Here is a 14,861-nt window from a genome sequence, read left to right as displayed (position 1 = left end):
ATATTCGCATCTCCCACAGTTAACCTTCCGCACAGCATTCATTCACCAAACCATATAACTATGCATTCAAACCAACGTGAGTTCACCATGCTTTTTGAGTGTTTTGCCCAGCTGGGGTACACCTTTCCCCCGGAAGTGAAGGAAGAAATTATGGCCACCACCTACCTGGAAACCTACAAGAAAGACGAGACCATCCTTCCCTACAAACATGTTTGCGAACATGTGTATTTCATTACCAACGGCGTTACTGCCATCAACATTGAGCTGAGGAACAAGGAGTACATTCATTGGCTGATGATGGAAGGCGATGTGTTCATTTCCGTCAACAGCTTCTTTTTTGACCAGCCCAGCAATCAACGCATCGTGGCGCTGGAGAACACCCAATGTATTGTGATGCCTAAAAAAAACCAGGAAGAAATTGGCAGGCGGTACCCGGAGTTTAAAGATTTGCGGAGCAGGCTCACGGAGTATTATTATTCGGAGTCAGATGAAAGAGGATGCATGCGGTTCATGACCGCCACTGAGCGGTGCGCATTCATGTTTGAGAACTACCGCAAGTTGTATGAACGGGTGAACAATTACCACATGGCCTCTTTCCTGGGTATGGAATTGCAGACATTTAGCAGGGTGAAGGCAAAGATGTTGCGGGAAGGTGGGGAGAAATAATTTAACATCCCAGGTACTCATGTATCCGCAATGAGGGTGTGCTCCTCTGTTCCGTAGTATTTAAATCCGTTCCAGCGGCCAGACAGAAAACATGGTTTTGCTCCAGCCGAAATTCTGGAAACCATCAGCTTCCATGTATAACCTTTTGAACTCTTTGGGAAATACGAAGCTGGTGGCGGCTTCCGCTTTGCCAATCAAATCGGCAGACGCCCCGGTATTGAGCTGTATTTCTTCATTTTTCCATTGCTGCAATATGACGGAAGTTAATAAATGTTAACTTTTTGAATAGCATTCGTACTTTATTTTTGACTGCAACAAAGTCATTTCGAAACCCGGTATTGGCAGATAACCCAAGGCGAGATACACCTGATACTAACACGATAGCGAACATCTGCCTGAATACCACCTGACAGCCTGCTCCGTCTAACATTGCTATAATCCCGTGAGATGCAGCCTCAAAAGGCCGCCGGGCAGACTATTGCATATTATTTCCTCACCTAAAAAATACCACCCATGAAACTCCGCGATTTTTTTCAACAAACACGCAATTTTTTAGACCCTGGCGCCGACTCTCCGCGCGATCACCTGTTTGCCATCGATCTGGATGACATTCCTTCAAAGCTGGCCACGATACGGAAAGAAGCCAACGAGTGTACGGCCTACCTGGAAGAATTGTTCAAGTCGCCCCGTATTGACCGCAACATGGTAAAAATCGTCCGTGCCATACAGAATCCGGTGGAACTTGTCCTTTTTGCATATGAGTTTGAGCTCAGGCCGAAGAAGGCCCCGGCAGAGCCGGAAGCAGACAGCACACCAGAAGAATTACTGAGATACTGCCGCCTGGCCTGTACAATGATTTGCACGGTACTAGACCTGCTGGTAGATCTTTTCTCCGGGTTTATAGACAAAGACAGCATGATGCCCTGGATCTACTATTTCAAACGCACTACCAGCTACCGCAGCATGTGGGATAACCTGATGGAAGGCAATCCTTTCCCCGCTGAAGTGATAGAAGAACTGAACTGGTTGAAAAAGCCATTCGATTTTGATGACACCGGCCGCCCTCTGGGCGAGATGAGCTACCGGGAAATGGAGTACATGGAATCCGTTGCCGTGGGGGCTTTTAATGCCCTGTACGGCAAGGTGCCGCAAGATGAGCTGGTATCCACGCTGCACACGCATTTGTGGAACAACAACTTCAACTGGCAAGAGTATGCCGCTTTCACTTTTTACCAGGAAATTGAGTCCCTCCGGGAGCTGCCGCTGCAAGAGCAGATTACCGCCATGGTGAAGGTGATCAACCGCATAAGGCAGCGGAAACGCTCCACCACGCCTGCCTTTTTTGACGAGCCGCCACTGAAAGACTACATCATGCGCCGCCTCACAGATTACCTTGACGGCCTGAAGCTCCGCCTCAGCGCCGGCCGCTTCCTTGGAGAAGCCCTGCCGCCGGAAGGCCGCCCGCAGCAACTCAAGGTCAACCTGCCGCCGGAGAAGCTGGGCTACCTGTTGCGCTACCTGCAGGAGCACCAGGTAGTGGCCGGTATGGAACCCGGCGTGCTGCTCAACTTTGCCTGCACCTTTTTTCAGCCCGCCAAAGGCGGCCGGTATTTGTACGAGATCCTTTCCGCCGCCTACCACGCCAACCCGGTTATTTCCGAACACAATGTAAAGCGGCTGCTAGACCCGCATCAGTAACCTCTAAACCCGATTGTTATGCCCAGAAAATTCACGCCGGCACACGTACCGGCCAACTACCTCCGTCACATGAACGGTTTTATCAGCGCCATGGAAACAGACCCGCGGCTGAAGCCCGCGCATGTAAGCCTCTACGTTACGCTGTTCGGCTGCTGGAACAGGAACTTCTTTGTGAACCCGTTCGTGATTTACCGGCAGCAGGTGCTGGACACCAGCCACATCGGCTCCAGAGACAGCTACACCAAAACGCTCAAAGAGCTGCACGCCTTCGGCTACATCCGCTACTACCCTTCCGCCAAGCGGGGCGGCATGGCCAAAGTGCATATACTTCCCTTTGCTTCCGTCAACACCATTTCGTTTGAGGAACTGACGGCCTACCCTCCTTTTCCAGATACGTCCGGCAGTCCGGAAAACGGGCCTGAAACAGTCCCGGAAACAGGACAGCACAGTCCCGAAAAAGGGACCGCCGCAGTCCCGAAACCGGGACGCTTAAATAAACATACAAACAAAACAAACCCTAAAAACAGCGCACTCCCTCCCCCCGAAAAGCAAAAAACAGGACTGAAAAAGCCCTCCGGCGCCGAAGAAGTAACCGCCTGGTTCCGGGAAATGCGTTACCCTCGTGCCCAGGCCCAGCTTTTTTTCAGCCACTACCAGGCCAACGGCTGGCGCCAGAGCAACGGCCTGCCCATCCGTAACTGGCAAGCCGCCGCGGAAAAATGGATGCTGAACGTTCCAAACTTTAAACCCAACACGCATGACAATCCAGCCACACGCCTCAACGCCCGTAAGCAGCGTTATTCAGACCCGCTATGACTACGTTCATCTGCTGCACCTGGTACAGGAACGCGGCAAGAAGCTCTACGGGCCGCAATACGCCGTACAGGACGTAGACCGCGCCGTGGTGATGAAGCTCATCACCTACTTCATGGCAGACGAAGCCCTGGCCCCGCAGGAAGGCCTGCAGCTGCACAAAGGGCTGCTGGTATGCGGCCCCGTGGGCTGCGGCAAAAGCTCGCTGCTGCACATACTGCGCAGCCTGCTGCCAGAAAAGCTGCAATACGGCATTGTATCCTGCCGCAACGTGGTGACCCGCTTTGCCGAGTCCGGCTACGGCATCATACACCGGTACAGCTGCCTGCCCGGCTCGGACACGCTGCCATGGAATTGTTACTGCTTTGACGACCTGGGGCTGGAGCCCAAGGGCTACTTCTACAAAAGCGAATGCAACGTAATGGCGGAAGTGCTCTTTAACCGCTACGAGGCCTTTGTTCACCGCGGCATTGTGACCCACCTCACCACCAACCTGGGCCCCGCGGAGCTGGAAGAGACCTATGGCAACCGCCTGCGCAGCCGCATGCGGGAAATGCTCAACCTGGTAGCCTTTCACGAAGAATCGCCAGACAAGCGGCGCTAAGGGGGCAAAAAAAGGCCCCGGCGCGTTGCCGGGGCCTGCCTCTAAGTTGGCCGATTGCCAGATCACTCCTGCTCCACCGCCGTTTGGCTTACGCCGGAGAGCACCGCGCCCGCCACGGCTATATACCCCGCCAGGGAGGTCATCTCCTCCGGCAGCGCAAAGGGCAAGCCCAGTATGTAGGCGCTAAGGCCGGTGAGCGCCAGGCCCCAGTTGCGGAGCTTCTGGAAAAATAGCGGCGTGGGGGCCGTCAGTCTTTGGAAAATGTTCATAACAAAACGGTTTTAAAGTGAATAGAAACAACAAACAACACCAATTATGCAGCGGCATTGACAGTCAACATGGTCATAGCGTTGAACTCGCCCGCGTTGAAGCCATAGAACCGCCCGTTCACTTCCTGCAGGAACTCTATGCAGAGCGCCAGGAACAGGGGTTTATCACTATTGGCAGGCAGGTTCAGGGTCAGGCTGACGGGGGCCGCCTCCACTTCCGTGATGGGCAGCTCTGCCGTGGCGGCGATGGCGTTTACGCTGGAGCCGTCGGCAAAGTCTACCTCCGCAGCAGCCGCCGTGAGCACGTAATGCGTGGCGCCGGGCGGTACCGCCATGAATTTGGCTGGTATCATGGCCGGTATCTCTACCGTAGCCGTGCCGGAAGCGCGGTCTATAGCGCCCGTTACCGCCGCGTAGAGCGTGGTAGACATGGGGCTGTTGGCATTGAACTCAAAGCCTTTGAAGAAGCCCAGCTCCCCTTCCGTTACCTTGCGCTCGCCGCGCAGGTTAACGCCGTCTGTTTTGATGACGCGGTTGAACAACCGGCTCATGCGGCTTACGAGACTACCGTCACCCACGCGCTTGACCACCGTTTTCATGGCATCGCGCAACACCTTGCCCGCGTTGCCGGCCCGGCCGAACTCCCGCCCGTTTTCACGGGTGCGGGCAAACTTCGGGTCGTTGAGGATGCGGGAGGCGTCTACCCCGCCTTTTGCGCGTACGGCATAGCCGTCTTTCGTTTTGTAGAATGTGAGGTTACCCGTGGTACCCTGAATGGGAAGTATCCCTTTTTGTTTTGGCATAGTTGTAAAATTTTGAAGTTTACGATGCGGGCTTTTTTCATCGCCAAGCCCTTTGAGCGTTTTTGCACTGATCAGGTGCAACGTAATTACACATCGAAACTACCGGCGCTCATTCCCGCCAACAAACAACTTTGCCGGTATTACCGGTTTTTGCCGGAATCCGGACTTTTATCCACATAATATGGCCAAGTTATACCCAGAAAGGATCGTGATCTACCCGAAAGACGTAGAGAACCTCATCGGCAAATGCGAGCGTTCCGCCTCGGAGCTGCTGCGGCAGATCAGGCGGGCGCTGGGCAAGCCGCGCGGGGCTTTTGTGACCCTGCGGGAGTTCTGCTACTTCACGGGCATGGACGAGGAAGAAGTACGGGCGGAGCTACGCAAAAGGTAGGATGCTAGTACGTTACTTGCACCTTGCTTGCACCTTACTTCCAGTATACCTCCAGTATACTCCCAGGATGGTACGTAGGGAGTGTATGTTTTGGGCGTTTTCGGGGGTAAGGTACATTTGGGACAGTCCTGTTTTGGGGAGGTTAGGGTTAGTGGGAGATTTCGGGACTGTTTGATATGTGAATGTTTGTTGGGATGGCGGGGGCGGCTATGAGTCTTTTTGCCAGCTCTGAAGTGATGATGTTGTTGATCTGATGCTTCTGCGCTTCGGGGATTTCATCTGTATGGCGGCAGAAATATTCCAGGTCATCATCATCCCAGCCGCAGGTGATGCAGATACGGGCTTCTATGGAAGCGGTGATGAGGTTGAGGCTGGCGAAGATTTGTGATAAAGAACCCTTCACCGGAAGATCGTTTTGTGATTGGTTGTTGTGACTCATCTTTCTTTGGTTTTCAGGTTAACACTTGTAGTAGATTCATAAGCATATAGTCTATCAACCTACCGCAATGATTTAAAAAACAATAAAAGTTGTACTTTCAAAATGAGAATTGACCGCTCAGTTGATTGAGGGCGTCACTCAGTCTCTACAAAAATAAGCAAAATACAAACACTCAGAATATCTGGGTGGAAAATAATCTGCCAAAATCTTTCTTGCCCTTAAACAAGAAATGCCATGGCACCGATAGATCAGTACATAATTGACGTAGTAAGGGAAAAGAGAAAGGCCTTAAAGATGAGCCAGGACGAATTGGCGGAAAGATTGGGTGTTTCCAAAGGGTTTATTGGGAATGTAGAAAGCCCTAAATACATCGATAAGTATAGTACTGCGCAGATTAATGAGCTGGCTAAGATATTTGAGTGCTCCCCTAGAGATTTTCTTCCGGAGGATCCTTTCTAAATCAATAGAGCTGTAAGATGATATTAACATTCACTGCTGCTGGAATATTCAGCGATTTGAAGTATATTGATTTTATTCTTTAACCCTAAAAACCATAACTATGGGAAAGTTTGTAATTACCAAAAGAAGTAATGGGGAATTTCAGTTTAATCTCAAGGCGGATAATGGTGAGACGATTCTTACCAGTGAAGGTTACTCCGCTAAAGCAAGTTGTTTGAACGGGATTGAGTCTGTTAGAACGAACTCGCAATTAGACGCTAATTATGAAAAAAAGACTTCAAGCAATGGTAAGCATTTTTTCAATCTAAAAGCTTCCAATGGGCAAACTATTGGGACTAGTGAATTGTATGAGACTGCGTCTGGAAGGGATGGCGGTATTGAGTCGGTGAAGAGGAATGCGCCGGACGCAAATATTGTAGATGAAAGTTCTAAGGCTGCTTAAAGAACTACTTGGTAGGCTTGTAGAGTAATCTTTGTGATATCATCTGCCAAGCCTACCACTCCACATATTCCTTAAAACAGCAAAGCAATCCCAATAATATCCAATACTTATGAATAAAGAAACTGTTAAAAAATTCAATGATATCAACATTGCTGAAATTCTCGGACAATCATCAATTCCAGATAGTTTCAAGGAAAACGCCTATAAAATTACAAATCAGCTATCTGTAATTCATACTTATATCCAAAGGGCCACAGCTGCGGCGCTGAGTTATGGCACTCCCGCTCCTCTCACAAAAAATTTAGAAGAAATTGTTGACACCTACCTGGATAATATTTCTTTCCTGAAGAAAACACTCACTGATAACACCCCGCAGGATCAAAGAACATCCTTGGGTACAGCTTTGGGCAGATTAGATGCATATTATTCTACTTTCTTTGAAATTTCAAGCGGCAGCAAAACGATGCCTACTATCTCGGCTATAATTTGTAGTTCTAATTCTATGTCACTTGAAGAAAGCATCCTTGAAAAAAATAACTATCTAAATTCTCAAGTCGAACATAAGTTAAAGCAGGCTGACGACGTCCTTAATGAATTAAGTAAAAAGGCGTCAGAAGAAGTTGTTTCAAACTATGCAAAAATATTTGAGAAAGAGGAACTCGCTAATAAAAAAATCTCAAGAATATGGTTTATCAGCTCTATTTCAATTGTTACTGCGTTCATAATATTCATCATTATATCAAGCAATATTGACTTAATGAATATATACCAGCCCGGGCTAGACAAATCGTTAAGTACAATCAATTATTCTAATCTTGTGTCAAAAATTATCGTTGTTTCCATAGGGCTTTATTTAATTTCATTCAACTTTAAGCAATTCTCTATTGCGAAACATCTGCAAACGGTTAACAGTCACAGAAAAAATGCTTTGAATTCTTACAAGCTCTTTTCAAGCTCTATTAACTCTGAAGATATGGCAAGTCGAAATGCGCTAATGTTACAGGTTGCAAAAGCAATATATGAGTATAATACGACAGGCTATCTGTCCAGCAAGCAAGCAGAAGGATCAAACTCAGGTTTCTTTGAAATCACGAAATTTGTTTCCGAGAATAAGGGGTCAAACTAGCATTCCTGCGTAATGCTTTCGAATAAACAATTTCTAAAATACCCCCCTTTCACCAAAACTTTTTACAGTTATCCAGTTAAAGGTCATTGAAAACCAGAGGTTCTGTTTCTGATGTAGAGTTCTGAACATCGTCTTATTCTAAGATTGAAATCAAACTGCTAGGCTACCTTACTTTAACTGGATAACAGTAAACAGGTAAAGTCCTTGTACTACTTTTCCAAATTGACCTCTATCGCCAAAGGCATATTATTTTTAGGGCTTGTTGAAACTTTGTATGCAACGAATTTTCCTTTGATATTTTTGAAATCTAAATTCTTATTCTGATTTGAGTGAAAGAAAATATTATTTGGATATCGCTTAATGAATCCGCAATAGTTCCCATATCTATCAAGCATAGTTCTTATAACTGGCCCTTTATAAAAAAAGTTCTCATCGTTTAAAATTGTGTCTTGTTGCACAGTAAATTTTTTCCTCACCTCTTTTAAAAGTAACTGCGTGAAGTCTGGTACATCTTTCATCGCAAACTTGCTTTTATTTAATTGATCGATCCATATAGATGCCGCTGTTTTAAATATTGTACCTACTTCATAAAATTTTTGTCTTGTTAATTTATCATCTTTTAAGACCGTTATTATTTTTAAAGAGTGTTCATCAACTGGTTTTTCAGAATTAAGATTAGGACAATTTCCAGCTATAGCTTGCCTAAAAAGCATTAATAATTGTGATTTATAAGCTCTCAATTCAGGAAAGTAACGCTCTTCTCTAAATAATTTTTCAAGCTTGTAAAATGAATAGGCAGTAGTGAAATACGGAAGCTTAGATTGAGTCTCTTGGAAAATTATGTTCGAGAATTCTCTTAATAGAAAAGATTCGTGCCTATGTGAAAGATGTGGTTTGTTTAAAAACATTCCAACAAAATATTGGGTCAGAATTCTCAAGTTGATTCTTTGTACTTGTTTTATTGTGGGATTATGAGCATATTGCTTTGCTCTCCTTTCATAATATATCTTGTCAGTAAATTCGGCAATGTAGTGATTGCAAAATGCCTCAAGGTCTTTATGAAATTTTTTTGTCCCTTCAAATGCTTCATCTAAAACGATGGTTTGCCTATTGGTCCCTTTAACTATTTCATTTGAAATATCACTGTCCTTTGTTGCAATTATCTTAACATTAAGCGGAACATTAGATATATTCAGTCCCTTTTGTTTTGCTAAAAAAATTACGTGACTAGTTTGACAACCGTTTACTATTTGAGGGTTTATAATTTTTAGCTTTCTATTATTCGAAGTGAACTCTTCACATACTATCGTAATCCCATTGTTAAGTAAGATGAATTTTTGAGGTTCATCTTGAATCGTTTCAAATATTTCATTATTAACAGTATTTTCACCTTGGTAGTCTCGAACATTATCGTCAAAAAGGGATTTTCTAATTACACCTTCCTCTGTAGTCAATATCTTGGAAAATTCTTCTGCTGAGCACAATGTAATACATGAGTTATCTACTTTATCCACAAAGGTTAACTCCATGCTTCCAATGGTTTCAATAATTGCAGTAAAGTTATTTTCATTACTATCTAAAATACTTCGAAATGAGTCACTATCAATAAAATGTACATCTACTTTGTCATAAGTTTTCAATGTTAAAATATCATTCTTTGCCTGTTCTACTAAAGCCATGTGATGCTGATTATTTCTCCATTTTCCCATTGCAACATAATACATTCTTACTGTTGGGGGATTGTTCCAGTTAAAGGTAATTTCATCGCTTAATAAATACTCTTTTATTTTTATCGTTTCCTTGATTTTCTCATTCATCGGCAGTGTAGGGGAATTCGACAAAAAGTTTCTCACTCCCGCAATAAAACTATTAAGTTCCGCAGCATCGAAGTTAGGTTTATATTTAGACTGAATAAATATAAATTCGATATTAATGCGCCTATACTTTTGAATTATATCGTCTACTTCATCAATACTTTTTATCAAAAGTCCATTTACTTTCACTGCGGCACCATCAATCCCAGTATCTTCCGGCCCACCTACACAAATCTTTTCTAAAAGTTCTGAATCAGCAGAGAATGCATCGGGCTGATGTTGAGTAAGAATGCCCGAGTTTACAAATTGTTCAAATGCCTCACCATCAGCGATATTATTAAGGCCATAGTTATCTCTAAATTTTTTAAACCTGGCATTGATAATTGGTTCGTTTGTCATTGAAATTTGTTATTTAAGGTAAAGGGATATATTTTAGTCGAAAATAAGTGAAGTCTTTTATTTTTACAAATAATAGGAAGGAATTACGCGGTTTTAGATGGGCATATACCACCATAAGACCAAATCTCCAGGTAATCAATCAAACCATCAAATAGAACAATTGCTCCTAGCGCCACCGCTATGGACAACACTACCGTAGCTGCGTAAAAAGACAGGAAGCCTGGCGTAAGTTGTTATATCTAAAACGCTAGGCTTCCATTCAGAATTGGTCGGTAGAAATTTTATCCCAGACAATTTACTTTCAAAAAAAGTACATACGTGGATTGAATGTTATTATTTCTCACCAAGCATGGCCAGTTTATACCCCACTCCAAACCCTATCCAAGGCTTGTAGGCATAATACCATTGTCTGCTAATTTTAGTGAGTGGAATATCTGTTCCTGCAAATAACCCAATATTCAAATCACCATAACTTTTTACTATAGCGATGCCTGTACTCAACCCTAGTTGTGTAGGCTTGGCTGCAATCTGCTTTTTTAATATTGAATCTTGTGTAGGAAAGCTATTATCAGACGATACAGCTAAAAGAGTAGGTGCGGCAAAAAAGCCGACAACCCATTGTCGGGCGTTCTTGGTTTTCGTTCTGTCCACATAGAAGCGCGTTACTCCCCAACGGAATCCAAAATAGGCTCCCAGGTTTAAGGAACTTGATGATTCAGTTGGCACATGTACTGAATCCTTTTTATAGCTAAATCGGTATTTAAAGGGTATGCTAATTATGCCTATTTCACTATTTGAGAATGGAACTGAAATATACTGTCTAATGTGGTTGAGTGAATCTTGCGTTGAGATTTGATAAAAAAACTCACCCAACTTCAGTCCACTGTGTATGTATTCCGCAGGCATACCATCTTTAGGTTTACAGTTAGCTGGCTCTGTTTGTGATTTAATACCCCAGAAACTTATATAAACCCTACCGGAAATATCATCTTTCTGGATAAGGTCTCCTACAAGTTTTCGACTGCAAAGAGATAATCTCGGCACTTTCTCCGATATAATAGGGTATGTTTCATTAGCAATTGTATCAACTATGATATTGCTCTTAGCATTCAAAACATATTCCTTAATGTTTATTTGGGCTATTGCCTTAACTCCGTTTTGCTTTACTGAGCAAAAAGTAGTATCCTTTACAAGATAATTTATTGGGTAAGAATCCTTCCCTATCTGATATTTAAAACGCTGTTTCATTTGAGCAAAAGTGACTAGCGGGAGACACATACATAAACATACCATGTTTAATGCAACAGTTAACATTTGATATTTTGATTTCATAAAAATGGGGGATTTGAGTGTTAGGGATATATGGGGATAAAAACTCTATTGTTTATTAGTCTGGGGTATCAAGTGCAAATTCAGTCAACAAGCCTTTATTAGCGTCTAGGAAACATTCTGCTCATACAAAATAAAGCAAAAAAAACGAAGAAACCTTACCCTTCGGCATTCTTGCCAAAATCTCTGGTAAGAATCAGTTACAAATTCTTTTATAACACACTCTTATAACTCTCATTTTCCCCACACTCCCCACCAACATCCGCAAAAATCCCCCCGCCTCACCAAACCCCAGGCTCCCATATTCCAGCCCAAGCGCCTTAATATTATCGTAATAAGCCCGACGATGCACATAATAATACTCCTCCGACCGCACCAACCAGGCCTTAGCTCCCAGCTTCCGCGCCAGAAACCACTTCTCCAGCAACCGGGCGCTCCTGCCGTTCCCATCACGCCATGGATGAATTTTCACAAACATCAGGTGAATCATACTGGCAAAAAAGAAAACCTCTGCAATAGACATTTCCCTTTCCAGCAAAACGGCCAGATCACTATAGAACCTCTTCATAGCCTCCAGCACCTCAAATGAGGGCGCCGCAACATACTCAATGCTTCCATCCATTGAGGTAACATACATGTTTGTATTCCTGAACTTACCCTGTGAATCTTCGGGAAGAATATGTTGAGCCAGCAAAGCATGCGCTTGGGCTATATTTTCGGGAGTTATGGGCGTATTTTTAGCAAATTGATATGCAGCATACAGGTCATCAGTTTTACACACATAATCCGGCTGCAACTCTACACCAAACCGCTTGTATTTGACATAAGAATCAAGTTCAATTGCCTCTCCTTCAATTCTCCCTGAATAAACGGCAGCGGCGGCAATATGAAAACTAAAATCCTCATTAGACAAATCCGCTTCCTTAAGCAAATCAAAACAATTACTCAAATTAAGGCCGCCAACCTGCCTGATATAGTCTCGTAGTAAGTCTGTTGGAATTATTTGTAAGCCCATAAATAAAAGTGCAGTAAAACTACAAAGGATTCCAGTCAGGGTCTCTTTTATCGTTACTCGCAGGTTTCTTTACACGACGTACTGCCTCCCGCTCACAAGCTCCGAAGGCCACAAAGTTTTGCTGGGCCTCCCTCAAAGAAACCCTATTCGCCCCACCCTGGTAGTCCGGCTCGCTGAATTGATACGGATCATCCTCCCAAAAGCATATCGGGCAAATTTCATATCCCCCTCTTTCTGACAAAGTAATATACCCACAACAAGGGCAAGTTGAATTTATCATTCAATTAGATTATGGAAGAAACAATAATAATATGGTCATATGATACCATACAACCTATCCACCACCTTCATCTCTCCCTCCCCAATACGTAATGCAATTAACCCCTTGATTTGCTCATATAGCTCTCTCCTAACCCACTGCGGCATAACAAGCATCGTTTCTTTCTGATCTCCCAAATGCTCATAAAAAGAAACTCCAGCGGCATTCCACAGCTTCTTTTCCTTCTGCTGCAAGCACCACTCCGCAAACTCATAACAGGCCTTCAGCTTCACATCATCCCCAGATTTGTGAGCAGCAATAGTCTCAGCCAGTAGTTCAGAGAAAACCTCATAAATGGAAACGTCTTTACTCTCAAGCTCAGTTTTTAGGTGAGGCAGGCATGCTATCGCTTTTCTTCTCCATACACTCATATTGGTTTGAATATTCTAAGTAACCATTTCAAAAATCAGCAGCCAAAGTCCCAATCTACCCCAAAGACCATTTTCCACTATAACCACCCAAACGGAGATATTTTTCCATTATAACTCCATTTTTGGCAACAATTTTCCATTATAACCACTTTATGGAGATAATTTTCCATTATAAACCCGTTTTGACAATATTTTTCCACTATAAACCCAAAAGCAGGAGCGCAAAAACAAACTAGTTTGCCCCTCCACGATCCCCTACCTACACCCCACCTTCCGAAACTCATCATCCTCCGACAAATAAATAACCGCCGGAAACGAACTAACCCCAACCTGGTACCTCTCCCTCTTCCCACCCGAAAACTTCAATACCATCACCGTCACCTTCTTCGGAATACTAAAACGAGACGCTATCCGCCAGCTCCCCTGCAAGGTCTCCCCCAGCCTCACCCACTGAAACGTACCATCTGCCCTGGTAATCAGGCTACCGCTAGCCGTATCACGCGCCTTCCAGCAGCCGGTATAGTAGTCAGTATAGTATTCATGGGTGCTCATATACGCATAGTTAGGCAGGGAATCCGTCTGCGCATTGGCCGCGCTGCAACAAAAAAGCAGGAAACAAACCAGTTTCATAGCAGGGCATTTACCTTAAATATACGCAAAAACAAAGCCGGGAGAATGGTAAAAACCCATCCCCCCGGCTTCAAAAAACATAAACAAGCTTCTTTACCTCCCCTTCGCCGCTAGCCCCCAATGGTACAAGCAGCACACCAGCAACACCGCTACCGCGCCCCACTGCGCCCCGGCCGCATCAGAGGCCACGCCCATTAGGAACGGGAAAATAGCCCCGCCGGAAACGCCCATGATCAGCAGGCCAGACACTTCATTGGAGCGTTCCGGCTTCCGTTGCAGGGCAAAGGAGAACAATATGGAAAAGATGTTAGCACAGGCAAAACCCGCCAGCGCCACGCCGAAATAGATCACCGCGGCGGTGGAGGCGAATAGCAGCACTATCATGGACGCTACGGCGGCTACCGAAGAGATTAAGTAAAACCGGTGCGCAGACCATTTGGCGAGCAAGATAGCCCCCAGGAAGGTGCCCGCGGTTTTGAACACAAAGTACAGGCTGGCCACGTAGCCCGCCTGCTCCAGGGCCATGCCGGTGCGCTCCATCAATATTTTGGGGGCGGATACGTTCAGCCCTACGTCTATGCCTACCAGGGTGAGAATGCCCAGGAAGTAGAGGAATATCTTCCCGTCTCCCAGCAGGGCAAAACACTCTGCAATGGTGGAGGTGCTTTCCTTCCGGTCGTTTTCCTGCAGCGGCGTGGCGCTCAGCCAGAGGAAAGAGAGCAGGGTGATGCCCGCAAATACCGGGAAGAGCCACTGCCAGTTATGGAACTGGGCCACGGCAAACGCCGCAATGATGGGGCCCAGGAAGGAAGAGATAGCTTTGATGAACTGCCCGGCGGTGAGGCTGCTGGTAAGCCGGTCTTTACTCACCACGTTGGTGAGCAGCGGGTTGAGGGCTACCTGCAGCAGGGTGTTGCCGATGCCGATGAGGGCAAAGGCGGCCAGCACCACGGGCAGCGTGTAGGAGAGCATGGGCACCAGCAGCCCTATGCCGGTTACCACCATGCTCAATTGCACGGTGCGTTTGCGGCCTATCTTGTTCATGAGCATGCCGGTGGGCACGGAAAAGATCAGGAACCACAGGAACACGGCCATGGGCAGCAGGTTAGACAGGGTGTCTGACAACGCAAAGTCTTTCTTCACGTAGTTGGTGGCAATGCCCACCACGTCTACAAAGCCCATAATAAAGAACCCGAACAGGATGGGCGCCAGTTGCATTACCCTGGTTTTGGCGGGCGGCTGCGGTATGTTGCTGGTTGCTTGCGTCATAGCAA

At 45.5% G+C, this 14,861-nt stretch carries 17 protein-coding genes; 8 read left to right on the top strand and 9 right to left on the bottom strand.

Annotation, left to right across the window (positions count from 1 at the left end; genetic code table 11):
• The first annotated feature begins 60 nt into the window (after positions 1-60).
• A complete protein-coding gene (locus tag ABDW36_RS21510; protein ID WP_343703990.1) occupies positions 61-666 on the top strand; it encodes a Crp/Fnr family transcriptional regulator in 606 nt (201 codons plus the stop codon).
• Between the two features lie 60 nt (positions 667-726).
• Here the strand turns inward: ABDW36_RS21510 and ABDW36_RS21505 are convergent, their stop codons facing one another.
• The gene (locus ABDW36_RS21505; protein WP_343703989.1) at positions 727-918 is read right to left on the bottom strand and encodes a hypothetical protein; all 192 of its coding nucleotides are present in this window, start codon (positions 916-918) and stop codon (positions 727-729) included.
• Between the two features lie 261 nt (positions 919-1,179).
• Here ABDW36_RS21505 and ABDW36_RS21500 point away from each other — a divergent pair, with 261 nt between their 5' ends.
• Genes ABDW36_RS21500 through ABDW36_RS21490 form a run of 3 tightly spaced genes read left to right on the top strand, consistent with a single transcriptional unit; the run spans position 1,180 to position 3,781 of the window.
• A complete protein-coding gene (locus tag ABDW36_RS21500) occupies positions 1,180-2,364 on the top strand; it encodes a hypothetical protein (RefSeq protein ID WP_343703988.1) in 1,185 nt (394 codons plus the stop codon).
• Between the two features lie 18 nt (positions 2,365-2,382).
• Entirely contained in the window at positions 2,383-3,180 is a 798-nt protein-coding gene (locus ABDW36_RS21495; protein ID WP_343703987.1) for a hypothetical protein, read from the top strand.
• Positions 3,122-3,781, top strand: a complete 660-nt coding sequence (locus ABDW36_RS21490) for a hypothetical protein (RefSeq protein ID WP_343703986.1) — start codon at positions 3,122-3,124, stop codon at positions 3,779-3,781. Before ABDW36_RS21495 ends, ABDW36_RS21490 begins: the two co-directional genes overlap by 59 nt.
• Positions 3,782-3,843: 62 nt before the next feature.
• Here ABDW36_RS21490 and ABDW36_RS21485 read toward each other — a convergent pair whose 3' ends face one another.
• Both ABDW36_RS21485 and ABDW36_RS21480 read right to left on the bottom strand, forming a co-directional pair.
• On the bottom strand, positions 3,844-4,050 hold the full coding sequence (locus tag ABDW36_RS21485; RefSeq protein WP_343703985.1) for a hypothetical protein: 207 nt from the start codon (positions 4,048-4,050) through the stop codon (positions 3,844-3,846).
• Positions 4,051-4,094: 44 nt separating this feature from the next.
• Positions 4,095-4,853 carry a hypothetical protein gene (locus ABDW36_RS21480; protein ID WP_343703984.1) on the bottom strand — a complete coding sequence of 253 codons (759 nt, stop codon included), beginning with the start codon at positions 4,851-4,853 and terminating at the stop codon, positions 4,095-4,097.
• A gap of 181 nt (positions 4,854-5,034) precedes the next feature.
• Between ABDW36_RS21480 and ABDW36_RS21475 the strand changes: the two genes are divergently transcribed.
• Positions 5,035-5,244: a hypothetical protein gene (locus ABDW36_RS21475; RefSeq protein ID WP_343703983.1), complete on the top strand. Its 210-nt coding sequence runs from the start codon at positions 5,035-5,037 to the stop codon at positions 5,242-5,244.
• Between the two features lie 148 nt (positions 5,245-5,392).
• Here the strand turns inward: ABDW36_RS21475 and ABDW36_RS21470 are convergent, their stop codons facing one another.
• Positions 5,393-5,683: a hypothetical protein gene (locus tag ABDW36_RS21470; protein WP_343703982.1), complete on the bottom strand. Its 291-nt coding sequence runs from the start codon at positions 5,681-5,683 to the stop codon at positions 5,393-5,395.
• 234 nt (positions 5,684-5,917) lie between these two features.
• On the opposite strand from ABDW36_RS21470, the gene ABDW36_RS21465 reads away from it, so the two are divergent.
• The 3 genes from ABDW36_RS21465 (at position 5,918) to ABDW36_RS21455 (ending at position 7,710) form a co-directional block, all read left to right on the top strand.
• Complete coding sequence (locus tag ABDW36_RS21465) at positions 5,918-6,142, top strand: helix-turn-helix transcriptional regulator (protein ID WP_343703981.1); 225 nt, start codon at positions 5,918-5,920, stop codon at positions 6,140-6,142.
• Positions 6,143-6,242: 100 nt separating this feature from the next.
• Complete coding sequence (locus tag ABDW36_RS21460; RefSeq protein ID WP_343703980.1) at positions 6,243-6,584, top strand: YegP family protein; 342 nt, start codon at positions 6,243-6,245, stop codon at positions 6,582-6,584.
• A gap of 109 nt (positions 6,585-6,693) precedes the next feature.
• On the top strand, positions 6,694-7,710 hold the full coding sequence (locus ABDW36_RS21455) for a hypothetical protein (protein WP_343703979.1): 1,017 nt from the start codon (positions 6,694-6,696) through the stop codon (positions 7,708-7,710).
• A 209-nt stretch (positions 7,711-7,919) separates the two neighbouring features.
• Here ABDW36_RS21455 and ABDW36_RS21450 read toward each other — a convergent pair whose 3' ends face one another.
• The 5 genes from ABDW36_RS21450 to ABDW36_RS21430 form a co-directional block, all read right to left on the bottom strand.
• Positions 7,920-9,923, bottom strand: coding sequence for an AIPR family protein (locus ABDW36_RS21450; RefSeq protein WP_343703978.1), 2,004 nt, complete (start codon positions 9,921-9,923; stop codon positions 7,920-7,922).
• A 333-nt stretch (positions 9,924-10,256) separates the two neighbouring features.
• Positions 10,257-11,255: a hypothetical protein gene (locus ABDW36_RS21445; RefSeq protein ID WP_343703977.1), complete on the bottom strand. Its 999-nt coding sequence runs from the start codon at positions 11,253-11,255 to the stop codon at positions 10,257-10,259.
• 193 nt (positions 11,256-11,448) lie between these two features.
• Positions 11,449-12,267, bottom strand: coding sequence for a Fic family protein (locus ABDW36_RS21440; RefSeq protein ID WP_343703976.1), 819 nt, complete (start codon positions 12,265-12,267; stop codon positions 11,449-11,451).
• Positions 12,268-12,582: 315 nt separating this feature from the next.
• Entirely contained in the window at positions 12,583-12,957 is a 375-nt protein-coding gene (locus ABDW36_RS21435; RefSeq protein ID WP_343703975.1) for a hypothetical protein, read from the bottom strand.
• 723 nt (positions 12,958-13,680) lie between these two features.
• Positions 13,681-14,856: an MFS transporter gene (locus ABDW36_RS21430; RefSeq protein WP_343703974.1), complete on the bottom strand. Its 1,176-nt coding sequence runs from the start codon at positions 14,854-14,856 to the stop codon at positions 13,681-13,683.
• Positions 14,857-14,861: the final 5 nt, after the last annotated feature.

The organism is Chitinophaga sp. (assembly GCF_039596455.1).
Taxonomy (GTDB): Bacteria; Bacteroidota; Bacteroidia; order Chitinophagales; family Chitinophagaceae; genus Chitinophaga.
Note: the sequence above shows the minus strand (reverse complement) of the source record. Positions and strands in the feature narration are given on the sequence as shown.